The sequence below is a fragment of the Nitrosococcus halophilus Nc 4 genome (assembly GCF_000024725.1).
Lineage (GTDB): Bacteria > Pseudomonadota > Gammaproteobacteria > Nitrosococcales > Nitrosococcaceae > Nitrosococcus > Nitrosococcus halophilus.
In genome coordinates, this window is record NC_013960.1 from 1,577,131 (window position 1) to 1,596,715 (window position 19,585).

At 49.2% G+C, this 19,585-nt stretch carries 16 protein-coding genes; 6 read left to right on the plus strand and 10 right to left on the minus strand.

The genetic code is table 11. The annotated features are described in order from the left end of the window. The first annotated feature begins 7 nt into the window (after positions 1-7). The 5 genes from NHAL_RS07555 (at position 8) to NHAL_RS07575 (ending at position 6,431) form a co-directional block, all read left to right on the plus strand. Complete coding sequence (locus NHAL_RS07555; RefSeq protein WP_013032580.1) at positions 8-1,732, plus strand: tetratricopeptide repeat protein; 1,725 nt, start codon at positions 8-10, stop codon at positions 1,730-1,732. 104 nt (positions 1,733-1,836) lie between these two features. Beyond that, positions 1,837-2,289: a c-type cytochrome gene (locus NHAL_RS07560; RefSeq protein ID WP_013032581.1), complete on the plus strand. Its 453-nt coding sequence runs from the start codon at positions 1,837-1,839 to the stop codon at positions 2,287-2,289. Positions 2,290-2,308: 19 nt separating this feature from the next. Beyond that, positions 2,309-3,655 (plus strand): cbb3-type cytochrome c oxidase subunit I, encoded by a 1,347-nt coding sequence (locus NHAL_RS07565; protein WP_013032582.1) that lies wholly within the window; start codon positions 2,309-2,311, stop codon positions 3,653-3,655. Between the two features lie 11 nt (positions 3,656-3,666). Next, the gene (locus tag NHAL_RS07570; RefSeq protein WP_013032583.1) at positions 3,667-4,491 is read left to right on the plus strand and encodes a CbbQ/NirQ/NorQ/GpvN family protein; all 825 of its coding nucleotides are present in this window, start codon (positions 3,667-3,669) and stop codon (positions 4,489-4,491) included. Positions 4,492-4,496: 5 nt separating this feature from the next. Then, positions 4,497-6,431 carry a nitric oxide reductase activation protein NorD gene (locus tag NHAL_RS07575; protein ID WP_013032584.1) on the plus strand — a complete coding sequence of 645 codons (1,935 nt, stop codon included), beginning with the start codon at positions 4,497-4,499 and terminating at the stop codon, positions 6,429-6,431. A 77-nt stretch (positions 6,432-6,508) separates the two neighbouring features. On the opposite strand, the gene NHAL_RS07580 is transcribed toward NHAL_RS07575, so the two are convergent. From NHAL_RS07580 to NHAL_RS07605, 6 genes are all read right to left on the minus strand, one after another. Then, positions 6,509-9,832 carry a hypothetical protein gene (locus NHAL_RS07580; RefSeq protein ID WP_013032585.1) on the minus strand — a complete coding sequence of 1,108 codons (3,324 nt, stop codon included), beginning with the start codon at positions 9,830-9,832 and terminating at the stop codon, positions 6,509-6,511. Between the two features lie 16 nt (positions 9,833-9,848). Continuing rightward, entirely contained in the window at positions 9,849-10,085 is a 237-nt protein-coding gene (locus tag NHAL_RS07585; RefSeq protein WP_013032586.1) for a hypothetical protein, read from the minus strand. A gap of 54 nt (positions 10,086-10,139) precedes the next feature. Next, a complete protein-coding gene (locus NHAL_RS07590; RefSeq protein WP_013032587.1) occupies positions 10,140-10,445 on the minus strand; it encodes a hypothetical protein in 306 nt (101 codons plus the stop codon). Positions 10,446-10,630: 185 nt separating this feature from the next. Beyond that, positions 10,631-11,671 (minus strand): chymotrypsin family serine protease, encoded by a 1,041-nt coding sequence (locus NHAL_RS07595; RefSeq protein ID WP_013032588.1) that lies wholly within the window; start codon positions 11,669-11,671, stop codon positions 10,631-10,633. Between the two features lie 401 nt (positions 11,672-12,072). Beyond that, entirely contained in the window at positions 12,073-14,457 is a 2,385-nt protein-coding gene (gene ppsA, locus NHAL_RS07600) for a phosphoenolpyruvate synthase (RefSeq protein WP_013032589.1), read from the minus strand. A gap of 331 nt (positions 14,458-14,788) precedes the next feature. Continuing rightward, a complete protein-coding gene (locus NHAL_RS07605) occupies positions 14,789-15,295 on the minus strand; it encodes a hypothetical protein (protein ID WP_013032590.1) in 507 nt (168 codons plus the stop codon). A gap of 282 nt (positions 15,296-15,577) precedes the next feature. Between NHAL_RS07605 and NHAL_RS22430 the strand changes: the two genes are divergently transcribed. Next, positions 15,578-15,913: a formate/nitrite transporter family protein gene (locus NHAL_RS22430; RefSeq protein ID WP_157862514.1), complete on the plus strand. Its 336-nt coding sequence runs from the start codon at positions 15,578-15,580 to the stop codon at positions 15,911-15,913. A gap of 407 nt (positions 15,914-16,320) precedes the next feature. On the opposite strand, the gene NHAL_RS07615 is transcribed toward NHAL_RS22430, so the two are convergent. The 4 genes from NHAL_RS07615 to NHAL_RS07630 all read right to left on the minus strand — a co-directional run bounded on the left by NHAL_RS07615 (position 16,321) and on the right by NHAL_RS07630 (position 19,518). After that, complete coding sequence (locus NHAL_RS07615; RefSeq protein ID WP_049780608.1) at positions 16,321-16,842, minus strand: AI-2E family transporter; 522 nt, start codon at positions 16,840-16,842, stop codon at positions 16,321-16,323. A 13-nt stretch (positions 16,843-16,855) separates the two neighbouring features. Next, positions 16,856-17,374 (minus strand): AI-2E family transporter, encoded by a 519-nt coding sequence (locus tag NHAL_RS07620; RefSeq protein WP_041354732.1) that lies wholly within the window; start codon positions 17,372-17,374, stop codon positions 16,856-16,858. A 19-nt stretch (positions 17,375-17,393) separates the two neighbouring features. Further along, positions 17,394-18,122 carry a LysM peptidoglycan-binding domain-containing protein gene (locus NHAL_RS21005; RefSeq protein ID WP_049780609.1) on the minus strand — a complete coding sequence of 243 codons (729 nt, stop codon included), beginning with the start codon at positions 18,120-18,122 and terminating at the stop codon, positions 17,394-17,396. 301 nt (positions 18,123-18,423) lie between these two features. Continuing rightward, positions 18,424-19,518 carry a hypothetical protein gene (locus NHAL_RS07630; protein WP_013032592.1) on the minus strand — a complete coding sequence of 365 codons (1,095 nt, stop codon included), beginning with the start codon at positions 19,516-19,518 and terminating at the stop codon, positions 18,424-18,426. Between the last annotated feature and the right edge of the window lie 67 nt (positions 19,519-19,585).

A 19,585-nucleotide genomic window follows, 5' to 3' on the forward strand; every position in this document is an offset into this window, starting at 1 on the left:
CAAAAAAGTGAATCCCATATCGCTAGATAAAGTGTTGCTCTTGACGATTACCCTATTATTGTTGATGGCTTGTGAGCCATCCTCCACCTCAAAAATTGATAATACCTCCCAGGAAAGCGCCGCTGCTACCCCGGTCATGGCGGCAGGCGAGGCAGGGGTGGAGCCTCCCGCGGATGTTGCCCCCCTTCTTGATAATCTAGGCGATCATCATCATCCCATTACCACCTCTTCTTCCCTGGTTCAGCGTTACTTTGATCAGGGCTTAACCCTCACTTTCGCCTTCAACCATGCCGAGGCCATCCGTTCCTTTAAGGACGCCGCTAAGCTCGATCCCGATTGCGCCATGTGCTACTGGGGTATTGCCCTCGCCCTGGGGCCGAATATTAATGCTCCCATGGAGGCGGGGGCGGTCCCAGAAGCTTATGAAGCGGTTCAAAAGGCCCTGGCGTTGGCGTCCAAGGCAAGCCAAGCGGAGCAAGCCTATATCCAGGCATTGGCGCAGCGCTATGGACCCACTCCGGTTGCCGACCGGGGGGCACTGGATCAGGCCTATGCCGATGCCATGAGGGAACTGTCCCGCCGTTACCCTGATGATTTGGATGGGGCGGTGCTGTTCGCCGAGGCCCTTATGAATCTCACTCCTTGGGAGTACTGGACCCCGGAGGGACAGCCGACCATCTACACTAAGGAGATCCTGGCCACCTTGGAGTCGGTGTTGGAACGCAATCCTAACCATATTGGCGCCAATCATTATTATATTCACAGTGTTGAGGCTTCACCGGAGCCGGAGCGGGCACTTCCCAGCGCGGAGCGGTTAGGGCAATTAGCGCCGGGTGCCGGCCATTTAGTCCATATGCCGGCCCATATCTACTGGCGGGTGGGGCGTTACCATAAGGCGGTGGTGGCCAATGAACATGCTATTCATACGGATGAACAATATATCCCTGACCGGGGTGCCCAGGGTTTGTACCGCCTTGGTTATTACCCCCACAACATCCATTTTCTCTTTGCCGCCGCGCAGATGGAAGGCAATGGCCAGTTGGCCTTGGAAGCGGCACGCAAACTGGTGGCTAGCGTCCCAGAGGAAACCTACCCAACCTTCCCCCAATTGGAGGAGTTCAGGCCCATGCCCCTTTATGCTTTGGTGCGGTTTGGAAAATGGGCCGAGATTCTCCGTGAGCCTAAGCCGGCTGCCCCACTCCAGTACACCGGGGGAATGTGGCACTGGGCCCGGGGGATGGCTTTTACCAAGCTTGGCCAACTTGACTCAGCGGCCCAAGAATATGAGCAACTCATCGAAATCGGTCAGACTCCAGCCATGGCCCAATTGGTTTTTTGGTCCGCTTCATCCGGATCAACCCTGCTGGAGATCGCAGCCCATATTTTGGCGGGAGAATTAGCGGGCGTTCGGGGCCAGACCGGGGAGATGATCGCCCAGTTCAAGGAAGCGGTGGGGATTCAGGATAATCTAAGATATATCGAGCCACCGGCTTGGTATTACCCGGTACGCCATCATCTTGGCGCGGCATTACTGGAGGCGGGCCGGGCAGCAGAGGCGGAAGCCGTTTACCGGGAAGATTTGAAACAATATCCCCATAATGGTTGGTCCCTCTTTGGACTGGCCCAAAGCCTCCGTGAACAGGGCCAAACCGAAGCGGCGGCAGCGGTGCAAAAGCGTTTTGAAGACGCTTGGCAATATGCCGACGTGGCCTTGACCGCTTCTCGTTTTTGAGTGGGTATGGCTGCTACCCAGCTAAGAATACGCCTTAATGTATCCTATGTGTAAAGAACTTTTTTAACTTTGAAGACCAAGACTCAGGAGCAAAAGGGGGAATCATGGCAGAGCGTTTAACCAAGTCAGCCGCACGCAATATTTTCTACGGCGGCTCCTTTTTCTTTCTAGGGGTTTTTGTGATTCTGACCATACACAGCCACCTGTATATTAAAAATACCTCAACGGATGAATCAACGCTGACGGAAGCGGTTGCTCGGGGCAAACATGTATGGGAACGCCATGCGTGCATTAATTGCCATACCCTGCTGGGTGAAGGCGCTTATTTTGCGCCGGAGCTGGGCAATGTCTGGGTTCGCTATGGGGGGCGCGAGGACCCGGCGGGAGCGCGGGCGGCCCTTAAAGCCTGGATGCGGGCGCAGCCCTTGGGGATTGAAGGGCGACGCCAAATGCCCCAGTTTAACCTGACTGAGCAGGAATTGGACGATTTGATTGATTTTCTCGAATGGACCAGCCGTATCGATACCCTGGGTTGGCCCCCGAATGTTGCCGGCTAATTGACTAAGGAGTTTCCTAATGAAATATCAGACCCAGAAACTTGCCTATCCCTATTTTATAGCCGCTTTGGCCTTATTTCTCGTGCAGGTCATGGCGGGCGTGCTAGCCGGTAGTGTTTATGTCTTCCCGAATTTTCTCTCGGAGTCGGTCCCTTTCCATATCATCCGGATGATCCACACCAACGCCCTGTTGGTATGGCTCTTGCTCGGCTATTTCGGGGCCAGCTATTTTCTGATACCCGAGGAAAGTGAGCATGAGATCCATAGCCCGAAGGTGGCTTGGTTACAGCTCGGGATCTTTGTCTTTGCGGCTTTAGCGGCAGTGGTTGGCTACCTTTTTCGCATCCACGAAGGTCGTGAATTCCTAGAGCAGCCCCTCTGGATCAAGATTCTCTTGGTGGTTGCCTTTCTGTTGTTTCTCTATAACGTGACCCTGACCGTGCTGAAGGGACGAAAAACCGTGGTTTCCACTGTTTTGCTCATAGGGCTGTGGGGCGCCGCCTTATTCTTTCTCTTTGCTTTTTATAACCCTAGTAACTTAGCTCTCGATAAAATGTATTGGTGGTGGGTCGTGCATGTCTGGGTCGAAGGGGTGTGGGAACTCATCATGGCCTCGATGCTGGCTTTTCTCCTCATCAAGTTGACCGGCGTGGACCGTGAGGTCATTGAAAAATGGCTTTATGTGATTGTGGGCCTTTCCATCGTGAGTGGCCTTTTGGGCACCGGCCATCACTATTATTGGATTGGTACCCCTAGCTATTGGCTATGGATAGGCGGCTTGTTCTCGGTACTGGAGGTGCTTCCCTTCTTCGCTATGGTGCTGTGGGCTTTTTATCTGGTTTACCGAAGCGGGCGTGACCATCCGAACAAAGCTGCCATGCTTTGGAGCCTAGGATGTCCCGTGATGGCTTTCTTTGGCGCCGGGGTGTGGGGGCTTATGCACAGTTTCTCACCGGTCAACTTCTATAGCCATGGCACCCAGGTGACTGCTGCCCATGGGCACTTGGCTTTCTATGGGGCCTATGTCATGTTGAATTTGGCCTTCTTTACCTATGCTTTACCGGCTCTGCGGGGTCTGCAGCCCTTCAACCAGATTCTAAATATGTGGAGCTTTTGGATCATGACTGGGGCCATGGCTTTTATGACCTTTACCCTCACCTTTGCCGGGGTAGTTCAGACTCATCTCCAGCGAGTGCTCGGCATGGGGTTTATGGAGATTCAGCAGCAAATCAGTCTTTTCTATTGGTTGCGTTTGGGCGCGGGCGCCTTTTTTGTTATCGGCGCCTTGCTTTATGTCTTTGCAGCGCTAGGCCCTGTCCGGGAGCAGATGATGGCATCCCTGAAAGCCCAACCGACCGCTAAATAGAGGCAGGGACAGTGAATATTTCCTGTTCCCCCCAGGGGTTTCAAACGCCTCACTCGGCCGAAGAGGTCCCCTTTTATCTCCCCGTTGGCAATGAGTGTGCCTTGTTTGAGGCCGCTTATCGCCATCGGCTTCCCCTTTTGCTTAAGGGGCCCACGGGCTGTGGCAAAACCCGATTTGTGGCCCATATGGCGGCCCAATTGGGCCGCCCCCTATTTACGGTTTCTTGCCACGATGATTTGACGGCGGCCGATCTCACCGGCCGTTATCTCCTTAAGGGAGGGGAGACCGTCTGGGTCGATGGACCGTTGACACGGGCTATCCGGGAAGGGGGGATCTGCTATCTGGATGAGATTGTGGAGGCCCGTAAGGATGTCACCGTGGTGCTCCATCCCCTCACCGATGATCGCCGCATCCTGCCATTGGAGCGGACCGGGGAGACTTTGAAGGCGCCTGAGGGGTTTATGCTGGTGGTTTCTTATAATCCGGGCTATCAGAATATCCTCAAATCCCTAAAACCCAGCACTCGCCAGCGTTTTGTGGCCCTGAGTTTTGATTTTCCTCCCCCGGAGGTGGAAGTGGAAATCGTTGCTAGTGAAAGCGGTCTTCCCCGGGAGCGCTGTATTCCTCTTATTAACTTGGCAAACGGGTTGCGGGGATTGAAGGGGGTGGATCTGGAGGAAGTAGTCTCTACCCGGCTATTGGTTTACTGCGCCATTTTAATGGGGGAAGGGCTAGATCCTTTTCAAGCGGCCCAGGTGGCCCTGGTAGAACCCCTTTGCGATGAGACTGAGGTCAAGGAAGGACTGTTGGAACTGATCCGAGCTACCTACGGCTAGTCCCCATGTGGCAATTTCTGGAGCTGGAAGAGCAGATTGGCCGCTATTGGCACCGGCTTGTGGGGCAGGCAGCCAGCTATCCTTATCATCCAGAGGCTGCGGTGACCCTGGATTCAGTTCGTGCCTCCCTGAGTGTTTTCTTCCGGGGGCTGGGAGGGACGCCAGGGTTGGAGCTGGCGGCGGGGTTGCCCCAGTCCTCGGGGCATCGCCTGGGGCTGCGGCAGCGCTTGGGGCTCGATCAAGAGCGCCTGCCACAGGCAGCGCGCAATCCTGAGCGGTTGCTGCTACCCGCTGCTATTGGCTGCTTTCCATCAGCTTCCCTCAACCGGCGCCTTTACTTCTGGTTGGCCGCTTTTTTTGCTTTAGCAGAGGAGTCTTCTGGTCAGCCCCCGTCGGATCCACTCCAGGCGGATCTGGCCTTTTTACATCAGGCCTATGGGACCAGCCTCAGAGTCTGCCGTCGCTATCCCGGATTGGCGCAGAGCTACCAGATACTCTGCGCGGCGCTGAGGGAATTGCGGCCACAACGGTCCTTACCCCCCCAAGAGCAAGCCGTGGAAGCGGTGATCCTAGCCCTACTGGGGGCTAAGTGCTCAAATCCCCTGGGCAACGCGTTTCTGGCGGCTGCCATGGCGCCGGAGCCCGATTTCAGTAGTTGGCGTGCTTCCAAGGGCTATCATCCCTTTCTTCCTGTGCCCCTATGGGGAGAAATTAATGGGGACTTCAAATCCCCAGGCGCTTCATCAAGTCCTTCCGAACAGGCCGATGGCAGCAGCCACCAGGAGGGGGAGGATAGCCGTCGAAGGCAGGCCCAGCGGGGAAAGTATGAGCAAAGCGAGCGTGACGATCCCCTGTTGTTGAATCGCTTTGAGAAGCTTATCAGTTGGGCTGAGATGGTCAATGTTAACCGGGCGGTGGAAGATGAGGATGAAGATGCCGCGAAGGAGGTTGCCGATACCATGGAGGAGTTGGCCCTGGGTTCCCATCAGCGGCGGGCGGCTACTAAACTCAAGTTTGATCTGGATCTGGCCCCCAATGATGTGGATCCCTCCGCCTTAATTGCTGAGCTTGCCTATCCGGAGTGGGACTACCGCCGTCAGAGCTACCACGAGGATCACTGCCGAGTCGTTTCCCAGGTGGCTGGGGAGGAGGGGGAGCTGTGGGAGCCTAATCTCCAAGCCAGACGCCGTCTTCGCCGGATCCGGCGCCAATTCGAGGCATTGCGTCCCAAGCGTGAGCGCTTGCGCCGCCAGCTTGATGGCACCGAGCCCGATATGGATGCCTTGGTGCGGGCCCACTGTGATTTAGTGGCCAGCGGCAGTGGCTCCGATCGAGTATATCTCTCTGCGCGCCAGCAGGCCCGGGATTTGGCTGTGGCCATGCTGGTGGATGTTTCCTTGTCTACCGACAGTTGGGTCGATAACCGTCAGGTCCTTGAGGTGGAAAAAGAGGCCCTGACCGCCATGGCCTCTGGCTTAGCCACCTGTGGGGATGCCTTTGCGATTTATACTTTTACCTCGCGCAAGCGGCATTTTGTCCGGGTTGCCACGGTCAAGGATTTTGCGGCCCCCTTCAGCAGCCAAGTGTTGCGGCGCATCGCGGCTTTGCGCCCCGGCTACTACACCCGCATGGGGGCGGCTTTGCGCCATATCCAGCAGCAGTTGGCTCTACGTCCCGAGCGGCACCGTCTTTTACTTTTGTTAAGTGATGGCAAACCCAATGATCTGGATCACTATGAAGGCCGCTACGGTATCGAAGACACCCGGCAGGCGATTCTGGAAGCTCGCCGAGCAGGGTTAGCCGTCTTTGGCATTACCATTGATCGTAAGGCCCAGGATTACTTTCCCTATTTGTTTGGCCGTGGGGGCTATGCCATTGTGGCTCGGCCTGATTGTCTTCCCCAGGCCCTGCCCATGCTTTATCAGCAGTTGGTGGGGTAGTTTAAATTTTGGTGGGTAGGGCGGTATGGCGCTAACACGCCTTAACCTACCCGACTTTAAAAGGGGGTAAAAGGGGATTATCCAAAGATGCTGAAGAGATAATCAATCAATGCAATTCCCCCCACTCCGCCAAAAGGCAATAAAACAGCCCTGACCACGGGCTGTCGAATAAAGGGCACATAGGCGCCTCTGCGAATATTCTTGAGATCCTCGATAAGAAGTTGTATTTGCTCGCTGTAATAATCAGGAGCGTCAGGATCTCCTTTAACGCTAATCTGTTTCTCAGTGAGCCAGCCCTTAATTTGAGAACGGGCGTTTTCTGCTGCCCGCTCCAGGGTGATGCCGCAGGCAAGGGCATAGATGAATAAAAGCGTAAAAATAATAATCAGCCCAAGGGGAATGGTCCAATTATCGAAATAGGAAAGGCGGGATACAATCATGATGGCCAAGATAATAAAAGGATAGATGATGAGCTGTGAAATTACGATGGTTTGGTCTGCCACTAATCGGATTTTGAGCGCCGGTCCAAGGTAATCCTCAGGGGTATTATGCTTTTGGGAAAGCAACGCTAGCTTTTCCCAATTCCAGGGGAGTTCCATAGTGGAGAGTTGCTCGATAAATTTGGCGCATAGACGGGTGGCATCCACTACCCAAAATACGAGGAATAACATGAGGCCAACACTGAATGCTAAGATTGAATATTCAGCCCAGCGACTGAAATCCCCTCGATAGGGATGATTCGGCTGTCCAAGCAGTTCCATTAATAGAAAGCCAAATCCAAGAAACAGAAGCACATAGAGCACGACCCGGGTTAGGCGGGGCCCTTTGGCGCTAAGGGCAAGGTATTCTTGCCAGAGGGTACCCACATCTCGTTGGTTTGAAGTGTCATCTTGCCTCCATCGATGAACTAAAATCCCCGCCCAGGTCTTCTTAAAGATATTTTTGGTAAGTAGATCGTTGGATTGTTCTGGTAAAAAAAATGATTGGGCTAGGTTCTTATGATTATTTTGGATATCATGCGAGGCTTTGCGGATAAAAAGGAGGGCGAGTAGAGCCGCAGTGGTTCTAAGTAGTTCGCTGGGCCAAATACTGATTCCCTCAAACCACTGTATTGGATCTTCTGCCCGCCACCAATCCTCCTTAAGGATAGTGGGTACCAGCCAGAATATAAGGGCGGCGATGAATGCGGCCACTAGAATAAAGCCGAGGAAGGAACTGACAGGATGGGCTTTGAAGCCCTTAAAAACAGCATTAACCCCATCTGCGACCGGATCGCTAGATAAATATAACAGAAGTAGCAACAGCACTAAGACGGCCATGCCAAATCCGGAGCGGGTTTGATTAAAGGGGTTTTCCCGTGGCATATGTAAGTGAGAATCTTGCACGCTAAGATCTACAGGGCCACTATAGCCGATCTCAAAAATTCGAGGTTTGAATAATTGTTGTAGTCTTGCTTGGTTAAGCTGCTCATGGCCAGGCCCGAGGAGTTTTTTGAAAAGATCCTGGCGGTCAGGATGATCATGGGTGATAGCCAGCAAGGAGGCATAAAACAGTGAAGTCTGGTAAGCACTCCTAAAAGGAGGAATATCTCGCTGCAATTCCGGGTTTAATTGCAAGCCAAAACCGGAGGCCACAACCAAATTTCTGGTCCATTCATACTCGGCAGGATGAAAGAGGCGGGCATCGAGATCGGTAGTGAAAAAGATTGCATTTGGAAAGCGATTTTTAAGGGCCTGCAATATTAAGAGTTTATCGTAAACGTCACTGCCCAAGACGCCGATGGCTTTGATCTCTTCATTGTCCTGTTGTAATTTCTCTTGGAGTCTGTGAATTTGCCGAGAAAGTCTATGTAAATAGTCGAATTGACCTCTTCCCACTGGCCGCTCAATTTGTTCAATTTGCTTTTCCCTATCAATAGCAACCTTTCTAGTTTGGTTATTTTTTTCAGATGATTGAGAAGTTTTTGCGTCTTTTGAGTCACCCTTGCCGGAGAGTTGTCCATCGATGCCACGGAGATAACTAAACCGATGGATCCACTGTGTTTCGCAATTCTTATTGGCGGGTAATTTTTCTAATGATGTCTTTGTGACTAGATGAGAATGCCAATCCTTAACCGCACATTCAAAGGACTTGGGGAGGGATCGTCCATAGAACGTGTCCCATTCAGCAATTAATATAATGTGGTCTGGGTGTATGCTAGGGGTGCCTTTGTTATTGTCTGAAGTTGTAAAATCAAGCTTATTTCCTATCTTGCATTGCTCATTGAGCATTGCTTGGCAGTCATTTTCCTCGGGACCACAAACAGCATTGATTCCTCGACGATCTAATTCGCAGATCAGCTCTAGGGCAAGGTCCCAGTCGTTATTGATTGTCCGATAAAACTCTATTCCAATGCGTTGAAATTGATGGGTAAGGGGTTCCTTGACTTCAAGCATTGAAAAAGGCTTATTTGCAATGCCTGCTGAAACGGTTGCAGAAGAGGAATAGATCTCGAAGGCGTCCTTAAGGGGGTTATCAGTGAACTGTTCTGAGTTCTCGGGTTGCGCTGGTGATTTTATCGTATCTTTCGGTGTATTTTCTTGAGAAGGACTGTGGTTGGTGTCAACAGAAGTTTTTGGCCACAAAAAATTCTCAAGCTCTTTGACCATGGCGAGCAGATTGGTGGAACCTGCTGGCCCTAGGATTTTGAAATGGAGCTTTTGATTACCTTCCGCTTGGAGAAGGTATCTTAGGGTAATTAATTTTTTTAAGGGGGTTTCGCTGAAAGCATTATCATCAAGCCAAAGTACTAGTAGAGGGGAACTCTTCCCCTTGTCAACAGAATGAAACCACTCATAGGGGATAATCCGTGGAAGCTTGGCTGCAGGGCAATCTTCCATAGAGGTTTTTGAGCAATGGTGATCTTTCAGTAAATCTACGAAACCAATGTGTTCCGAATCCTTGGGAACATAATCCGCTCTGCCTAGGGCGGAGACGACTGCATAGCGGCTACGCAACCGCCATTCACTGCTTTCGGCATAGGGACCGCCGAATACCATCACTGCCATCACGATGGGAGGAACCGAGGTAGCAGCAGCTTGCCTTTCTTTTTGAATCTGGCACTGAAGTTCGGAAAGGGTATGTCGATGAATGGGTTTATCAAACTGACAGGGTGAGATCTCCTCTGATTGATAAGTGTCATCCTGGCGGATAGGATTACGTTTTACCGCAGCAAAGGGATCTTGCCAGAGACGAGCCGGTACATCTTCAATCCCGTAGACAGCTGTTTCTTCCTGAAATTCTGAAGTTGGGCGTGAGCCTTTTAAGGGTCTCTCTTGGTAGATGATTGCGCTAATAATCGCCAATAAGAGCACCACCCCCGAAAGAGGTAAGGCAGGACCTTGCCGCTCTGGTACATCCATCGCATGATCCTTTTGGTCAGGCACTAGGATCAGATTGGGCTATAATGATGCCACTTTCTTCCACGTCAGTCTCATATCCTTCCAATGTCTTGGGAATGATCTCCTGGGGCTGTAAAGTAGCTTCTGGAACCTTATGTGTTACGAAGACTTTGATAACGTCTTTTCCTGATTTTTTTCCGATACCGATAGCCGTGACATTGGGTAATCCCATGAGTTGATCTTCATGCTTTTTTATGAGGGCTTCAAGGCCCATTTTCTTTACCTCCATATTCAAAAAATTGATATCGAGAAAGGTGGTTGAAAAATTTTAATTCGGTAGAATTTTGATGGGACCGATCACTTCTATATCCAGTTTAAACCCTTCAAGTTGTTTAGGTATCTGCCGTTCTAGTTCCGGATTTTTCTCTTTGATATAGACTTTGATGCAAGGGCTTCCTTGACAGTCTCCGATTGCGGTTCCCACTACACCGGGAAGATTCATAATCCAAGTCTCATGCCGGTTTTTGACCGCTGCAATATCCTCCGAAGAAAATAGGAGATTGCCATAATCGAAGCTAAGAATGATCAAGAGCACCACCAAGGTAGTATTTATTTTCCTGAGTAGTTTACGCATACTCATGCCTAAGAAGCTATTGGAAAACTTTGTTTTCAGCGAAGGGCAAATCAAGGCCGAAAGATAGTCTTACTATTAAGCGTTTAAATTTTGGTGGGTACGGCGCTAACACGCCTTCACCCACCCTACTTAAAAAGGGGGGTTGCAACAGATTCTAAGTCATATTTAAAGTACTCTTTAGTATTTCACAGTATTTGTTCTGCCACCTCTACTCTCAGCAGTGAACGCACATTCTCAATCTGGTTAGCAATCGTGGCTGTTGAGGAACCTGCAAAGAGTAAACCGACTGCAATGTTATCCAGGGTTGTCACCAAAGAACCGGAATCGCCGCCTGCAGACATGGGAGTGGTGATGATCTGGTCTTTGAATCGGGCGACTTTGCCACCGCCATAACCGACGTCAACAGTGGCGTTTATCGCTGTTATTCTGCCCACGGTGAAATGAGTGGTACGGCCCGTCTTTTTTACCGGCATGCCCACTGTCACATCACGCTTCTGGCGCCAGCCTCGGACGTTGCCAATCCAGTAAATCTCCCGATCTCCCTCATGAAACGCTACTTGCGCAATGGCTGCATCCACAAGGTTGTTGTGGTCTCGCCGAGGCATGGTAGGCTCAAAGGTGATAGGGATAAAGCGGCTTAAAGCCCCAATGCGATCTGCAGGATCCGCTCCTCCATCGTAAGGACCAGGCTGAAGAATGGAATCACCTAGAGAGGCGGCATTGCTATTGGCTAACACATGGTTATTGCTGAGGAGGTAGTAATTGGAGGGAATACCAATCCCATGGCGTGGCGGGCTGACGCTGCCCTCCGGCAGGATCTCATAGACACAGGTGGCGATAGTGCCCGCCGTAATACCTTTATGTCCCACACTATAGCCCCCCTTTGCTGGACGAACTCGGCTCGCCAAGGTCTGAGTACCCGTCTCTGTCTGGCCTGCTAAAGGGTATCCTATGTCAAGGACGTCGGTTTGAAACTCCTGGAGTTTATTGGGAACCAGGTTAGAGGGGCTCAGCTCACTCTTTGCTAACTTCTGGGTGACCAGCACCACCAAGGCGGGTTTTCCCGTTGGCTCTCCCTTGGTCCATTTAACACCTATTCCCATGCCGACCACATTGGCTAGTTGCTTCTGGGGATCTAGAAAATCTCCCACCACGGCGTTGTATGCTTTTTGTGCATTGGCAGTATCCGTGGTGCTCAATACCATCTTTTTTTCATCGGGTTTCATTGTCTTTTCCCCCTTGTCCAAGTTTTTCCGGCGTTATAAATAAAGAGTTTGCAGAGTTTTTTAAGGGGCTCATAATCTGAAAGAAACATTTTAGTACCAATTTCATATAATTTTGCACTGTATAGGTCTAATTTAAACAAACACTTACAACCTTAATAAATTGCATTCTTTTGTTAAATTGGTATAATAAAAATAATAGACCAGATTTCCCCTCGTGCGCATAGCGCACGCTACTTGTCGGCTTGTAGGGGCGATTGACCCACGCTAAACCGACCGCATTCTTCTTAAATTTTTTGCCGAGAGACTTAGGGTTGGAGATGTCTAAGAGGGTTTTGCGGTTTCTCAGGAGGGGATTCGATAGGAGCGCCCTTTACTGCAAAGGGCGCTTCCTGCTATCGCGACTAACCCTTTTTGCCTTCAGCGGCGGCGATTTGTTGTTTGACATTAACGAAGCTATCCGGATTGACAGAAATGGAATCAATATTTGCCTCTACTAGAAAACGGGCAAATTCCGGATAGTCACTTGGGGCCTGGCCGCAAAGTCCTACCTTGCGCTGCTTCTCATGGGCATAGCGAATCACGGTGGCAATCATTTCCTTGACAGCCTCATCTTGCTCGTTAAAGAGGGGGGCGAGCCGATTCGAATCCCGATCCACTCCCAAAACCAGTTGGGTCAGATCATTGCTACCAATGGAAAATCCATCGAAGCGGTCCGCAAATTGACGGGCTAGGATCACATTAGAGGGAATCTCGCACATGACATAAACTTGAAGCCCTTGTTCCCCTCGGGTTAACCCGTTTTCCGCCAGGACTTCCAAGACCTTGTCTGCCTCTGCTGGAGTCCGGCAGAAGGGAATCATGATAATGATGTTGTCCAGCCCAATTTCTTCCCGGGCCTTTCGAATGGCCCGGCACTCCAACGCAAATCCCTCCCGGTACCCTTCGTTATAGTAGCGGCTCGCTCCCCGCCACCCGAGCATGGGGTTGGGTTCTTTGGGCTCAAAGGCACGGCCGCCAATTAATTCCGCATATTCGTTAGTTTTAAAATCGCTCATGCGTACGATGACAGGCTTGGGATATTGGGAAGCGGCAATCCGGGCGATTCCATGGGCCAAGGTATCCACAAAATACTGGGTTTTATCTTCCCAGGTCGCCGTTAACTCATCAATTTTTTGGCGAGCTTCCTGATCTTCCAGTTCATTCCACCTTATCAGGGCCATAGGATGGATCTTGATGATGTTATTAATAATGAACTCCATCCGGGCCAGTCCTACCCCATCGCTTGGCAGTGGCCACCAGCGAAGTGCTCCCGCTGGATGAGCCAGGTTAAGCATCACTTGGGTTCGGGTTTTGGGAATTTCTTCTAAGGAAAGATCTTGGGTTTCGTAATCGGCAATGCCTTCGTAGATAAAGCCTTCATCTCCTTCGGCACAGGAGACGGTAATTTCTTGGCCGTCTTGCAACATCTCTGTGCCGTTCCCAGTCCCGACAATGGCGGGAAGGCCCAATTCCCGGCTGACAATAGCAGCATGGGAAGTACGCCCTCCATGATTGGTCACAATGGCGGCGGCCCGTTTCATGATGGGGACCCAATCCGGATCGGTCATTTCGGTGACTAGCACCGCATTTTCTTCGAAACGATCAATCTCAGAGGCACTAAGCAATTTGCAGACCTTGCCTGCTGCGATGGCATTGCCAATACTGAGCCCGCTGAGTAAATGTTTTCCCTTTTGTTTTAAGGTATAGGTCTTGAGCAAAGAGGCTTTTTTGCGGGATTGAACGGTTTCTGGGCGGGCCTGGACAATAAAAAGCTCTTCGGTGAGACCATCTTTGGCCCACTCAATATCCATGGGAAGGCCGTAATGGTCTTCGATAGCGGCGGCCCATCGAGCCAGGGTGAGAATTTCTGTATCCTGTAATACGGGATAAGGGCGCTCTTCCGCAGGGGTATCGAGGATTTTCGTTGGTTCCCCGTCCTTTGTAGAATAGACGATCTTTTGGGCTTTTTTGCCTATTTTTTTCTTGATAATGGGGCAACAAGATGGTTTTTTTAGTAAGGGCTTAAAGACCATATACTCGTCGGGATCCACCATCCCCTGCACCACGCTCTCACCAAGCCCCCAGGCAGCATTGATCAGTACCGCATCGGGAAATCCGCTCTCCGTGTCAATGGAAAACATCACTCCAGCACCGGCCTGATCGGAGCGGACCATTCTCTGGACACCGACTGAAAGGGCGACTTTTAGGTGGTCAAAGCCGTGATTTTCCCGGTAAATGATGGCTCGGTCGGTAAATAGGGAGGCAAAACAGCGCCGGCAGGCATCGATCAGGCTATTTTCTCCACTGATATTGAGGAAGGTTTCCTGTTGGCCGGCGAAGCTGGCTTCCGGGAGATCTTCGGCCGTGGCGCTGCTACGCACTGCCACATCAGGATTTTGATGACCGATTTGACTCGCTAATTGACTATAGGCGTGGGTAATGGCCTGGGCAAGGGAAGGAGGGAAGTCGGATTCATAGAACCACTCTCGTATGGTTTTTCCGACCTTTGCTAATTTCTGTTGATCCTTCCTAAGTTCTTCAAGCTGCTGAGCGATTCTCTCCTTAAGCTGGTTAGCTTCTAGGAAATCCCAATAAGCCTGGGCCGTGGTTGCAAAACCCTCAGGGACCCGAATGCCTGTTTCCCGGAGATGCTGGATCATTTCTCCCAAAGAGGCATTTTTGCCCCCCACCAAGGGGACATCGTTAGAGCCCAGGTTTTCTAACCATCTGACGTACCGTTCGGCCATCGCTTTCTCCTGACAGGTTTATGCAACTATTTTAAGAATGGCAATTAGGTTGAGAAAAGGTCTTTCCAGTTGAAAAACATAGTGTAGTCGGTAATACCAGGGCCTCGCAAACCCTAGACTATTTTTTTGCGGTGTTTCTAGCTATTTCTCAGTCAATCGCTATAGTCTGTCTGACAGTAAGGAAAATGAAGCAGGAAGGAGTTTGTAGCTGTGGAGCTCAAGGGTATGGGGCTGGCGCTTATGTGTTCGTGCTGAATATCGTCTTTTTTGAATCTGAATGTAAGCTGCCTGGGCCACTTGCTTGTGACCCAGACTAATATTAATAGAGAAACTAAAAATTGAAACCAATTCCTAATGTATAGAAAGTAGAGCCGTCATCTACGTCTTCATCTACATCAAATAGATAGGAGACCCGTCCAGTAATGAAAGTCTTTTCCTTCACATAGTACTTTACCCCGATTTCTGGACCAATGATGAATGCATCGCTAACCCCGGCGCCGTATTGAACGCCCAAGCTTGCGCCGATGAAGGGTTGCCAGGCGTTAAAGTCAAAGTGGTAATCGCTAAATATTCGGGTTGCACCGTTAAGACGTGAAGTCTCTTCCGTGTCTGCAAAACCTACATTTTGCCGAAACCCAAACTCCAGTGCCTTGCTCCAAAATTGGCCAAACTGAGCGTCTACTGCCACACTTGTGGTATCAAAACCACTACTACTAATACCCGAGCCTGATAGGATCAACTCTCGGTCCCCGGTTTCTTGCTCAGCATAGCTGGCACCGGGGAAATAAAAGAAAGAAAAAATCATGCTTAATACTAATGCAATTTGTTTAATCTTCATAAAGTTTCCTCTCTATTTTGTTGAAGGAACACACATTGTGTAGCAGAATTACAACCATAATGCCAGTTTTATTAAAAAAATAGACCACCATATGTAGCATTATTACAACAATAGCGTTTTATGTTTAGGTAGCCACGTAGCGTGGCTAGGGACAAGGGATTGATTTGCGATCAGGTCCTTAGGGGCTGCCAGCATATGGATGTGGTCTTTCAAATCGGGAAGCTTTGGGTGTGGGGATTGGTCGTGGCGCTACTGAGCAAATAATTGCAGACTGTTTTTCCCGTGTTAGCTAAGCAGGTGACAGTAATTGCTCTGCTACGGCTGTGGGTCCTGATTTACTTTTCAAACCTCGTGGGTGCGGCAATGTTCGCTTCCCTTACCACTCTAGTTGGTCCTGGGCTAGGGGTAGTTTCACCGGAGGCGTACGGACACATTGCTCGAGAGCTAGTGCAGCATAACGGGGCGGTGCTCCTGCTTAGTGGAATCCTGGCAGGTTGGTTAATGGGGCTTCTCTCATGGCTGGTGAAAGCTACTACTGATACCATAAGCCAAATTTTTATCGTATGGTTAGTCACGTCCGCTATTGGTCTAGGGCACTTACCCCACTGTATCTTATGAACAGTAGAAGTATTAGCGGGCATTTTTGCCGGTCAGGGGATCAGTTTTAGTGATTTTGGGCACTTTCTGTTGTGGGCCACATTGGGAAACGCGGTTGGAGGGATACTTTTCGTAGCTCTTATCAAGTTTAGTCACTCCATACAACCAGGGAAGGAGGCGGAGGAAACCGAGGTAGAAGCTACAGCTAAAGAATTGGGTTTAGAAAAGGATACACCGGAGGATACAGGTATTGAAGAAATATCTCCGAGTAAACCCTATGAGCATCGCTTGAGTGATGGAGAATCCGATTAAAGTGTATCGTACCGCATTTGCCCTTCTCTGCTCACTTGGATAGGCGAGAGTAGTTAGCAAGGCTAGTTCCGCTTGGCGCGAAATCAGCCGGGTATGGGGTATGTCAATGGATATGTTCAACTTAACCAAGATCTAGCAAAAAACTCATTTACTGGCGTAAGGGAAGGGATATGGTCGCAAATGATTTTTGTAATTACTAATAAAGGTACGGCAATAAAGGCACCAAGAATCCCCCAAAACCATATTCCAAACGCAATCCCTAAGAAGATCATTAGGGGGTTTAAAGAAAGACTGCGACCGAGAATTAGGGGTGTAATCAATTGCCCTTCGAGTGTAGTTAGGAATAAAAACACTCCTGGTACTAGAAGAATTTGGTTAAGTTCCTCAAAAGATAAAATGGCTACACCTGTGAGGATTATAAGAACCCCTAAAGGCCCTAAATAAGGGATAAAATTAAATGATCCTGCTAAGACCCCCCAGAGTAACGCATTAGGAAGATCAACAAAATACATGGTTGTACCTACCACAACGCCTAGCCCCGCATTGATTAAAGTGATGGTGAGCAAATACCTCGACACCTTGGTTTGCACTTCATTTACTATTTCTAGAGTTTGCCGCTTCTGTGTCCAAGTAGGCATTATTTTTACTAATTTATGTAAAAATAAGTCTCCATAAGCATAGAAAAAAATATAACAAAAGGAAGATAAATACCAGATTTGTGAGTAACCCCCAAGTGCTAGTGAAGAGTATATTTCTTAGTCGGGAACCTTGTTCGACTTCTATTGAATTATTTTTTGAATCTGCCTTTGTGAGGTCTTCCACCTCTTCAGCTTTTTTTTCTACTTCTTCGATTGCTTTTTTTAGGGGAAATAATTTTCGTTCAGCTTGTTGCAGTAATATTGGACTCTTTTGCATCCATTGAGAGGCGGGTTCAGCTAATGTCAAAACACTAAAAGTTACACCTTCTAGTAAGGCGATAACTATGAAAGCTGCTGTAAGTTTTTCGTTAACGCCTATTTTTTTAAGAGAGCGGACGAAAGGTGCCAAAAGAAGATTTAACAGAAAAGCTATAATAATGGGCAAAAAAAAGCTTCGGGCGACATATAAAGAAAAAAACAGGGCCAGTATAAAAAGCCCTGTTAAAGCCTTTGAGGAAAGAAGCCCAGTCATGGGTGCTGAGAAAAAGTACTTACTCCTTCGGGCTGGGAATAGTCAACTTTGTTCCAACTAGTAATTGATTAGGATCTTTGATTTTGTCCTGATTAGCTTCATAGAGCAGGTGCCACTTCTCAGGATCACCGTAGACACGTTCAGCAATAATAGAGAGGGAATCGCCACGCTGAACAGTAACTGTCTTTGGAATAGCGCCTTCCATCGGTTTTTCTTCTGCTCTCTGCTCTGGCCCTGAAGGAACTAGGGCTTCAGCTTCTTCACGAGGGCGTTCCGTTGGTTTATCCCTCGTTGGTTTTTCTGTAGATACAGGTTTTTCCTCTGGCGGCGCACCTAATTCCTCCGCTGTTGGGACTTTACCACCCTCCTTGGGCTCTTTAATTGTCGGTTCAAATTTCTCCTCTTCGATTGGAAGTGGTTCAGTCGGTTCAGGGGGAGGTGGGGCAGTAACCTCCTCCTGTGCTAACTTCTCGGAAGGCTCTTTTGGTTCCTCGGGTTCGGCCTTCTCTTCTTTTATGCCTAGTTCTTCCAAAATTGCGGCAAACTCGTCTTTTTCCTCTCTTGGAGCCGTTTCCTCTTCAACAGGGGGTTCAGTGGGCTTCGGCTCTGCAGATTTGGGTGCAGTCGCTTGTGGAACGAGTGCTTCACTTTCCTTGCTAGCTATCTCTACTTCTTCATCCTGACGGCCGAGATATACCCACACCGCAGCTCCTGCTAATACTACGATCAATAAAAGTACAATGACCACAGACAGAACCTGTCCATCGCTTTTTGAACGCCTATGGACAGAGTAGCTATGAGTGGATCGGGGATAGCTGTGAATGTTGTGTCTAGAACGGGCCATCATAGTTGCTCCTAATATTCTTACAGCTTGGCTAATGCCCAGTTATCTTCTCTTGATAAAGAGGTGACAGCTTAAGCGCCCTTGGGCTTGGGTTTTCCCCCAATCATCCTCCAAAATAGATAAAGTAGAGCTGAGAATAAATGAGGGTTTACCCTAACTTATAAACTAGAATAGTAATGCTATGGGTAAAGCTGCAGACATAATATTAAAAGAATACTTCATAATGAAGGATCTCATGGGGCGTTTCCTTTTTTATGAGTTCTCCTGCCATTTGGCCCAGTGCAAAACCTACGTTAAGACCAATCAAAAAACTTAGGGCTGCATATGGCCATGACCACCCTCCGCTGAGATGTAAGGAAAGAATAAAAATAATGACTCCTAGGATAGCACCCGCCACAGCAACCTCATACAGGTGGTCGCTGAGAAAATAGCGCACTTCGCCCCAAGAAGAAGTTGACGGGAACGGTAAGGAAAGGCCTTCTTGAAGGGCCGCTAGCTGTTCTTGCTGTTCTTTTTTGGAAGGGCTTAATTTTTGTGGCGCATGTTCTAACACAGCTTTCATGTATCGGATCCGGGCTTCCACCTGTTCAGGTGCTTTAGAATAAAGCTTATGGAGTTCTTCTCTGGTTTGCGAGCGGGAGGATTCCTTCTCTGCCGTTAGAAATGCTTTCAAATAAGATTCAATTTCATACATTGTTACACCTCCAGAATGGGCCCTAATAAGTTCAGTGGGATGTACTAATAGTACTTGACGCTGTTCTACCTCTTTTGCAGCAATCAGATTTCCCAAGCTCAGTCCTCCGCCAATGGTGATAGGTGCCCAGATTAGGATATTGATACTAATTTTTTGAATTTTATTCATATCAAACCTCTCTTTTTGAGCGGATCTAACGATAGCAACGAAGAGTCCGGCAAGAGCTCCGACTGCAAGTGCTATCCATGTGATTGTGCTGCGCTTTTGTTTTGCTTCTTGATTCCAAGACACCACATGGGCATTAATTTCTTCTTCTAGGAGAAGGGTTCGTTGAAGTGTTTGGGATTTGGAAAAATCGTATGAGAGCCGAAGATAAGACTTTAGTTCCTTTACTTTTTGAACGAAATCCTCCCGGTTTTCGGTAATCTCAGTAAGTTTCTCCACAATTTGGTGAGCCTCTTGAGCAAGTAATTCGCTCCTGTTTTGGTGGCTTTCAAGGAAACAATCGATTTGTCTATAAAAATCAGGGGGAAGATCTTTATTAGGAGAGGCGAGGAGTAGGGTTGGAATGAGAGCTAATATTAATAAAAAACAGTAACGGTTCATGTTTTGGAAAGTGGCATTGCTTTGTGAATATATCCAAAAATGGCTAATAGATTATATGGCTTTAAAA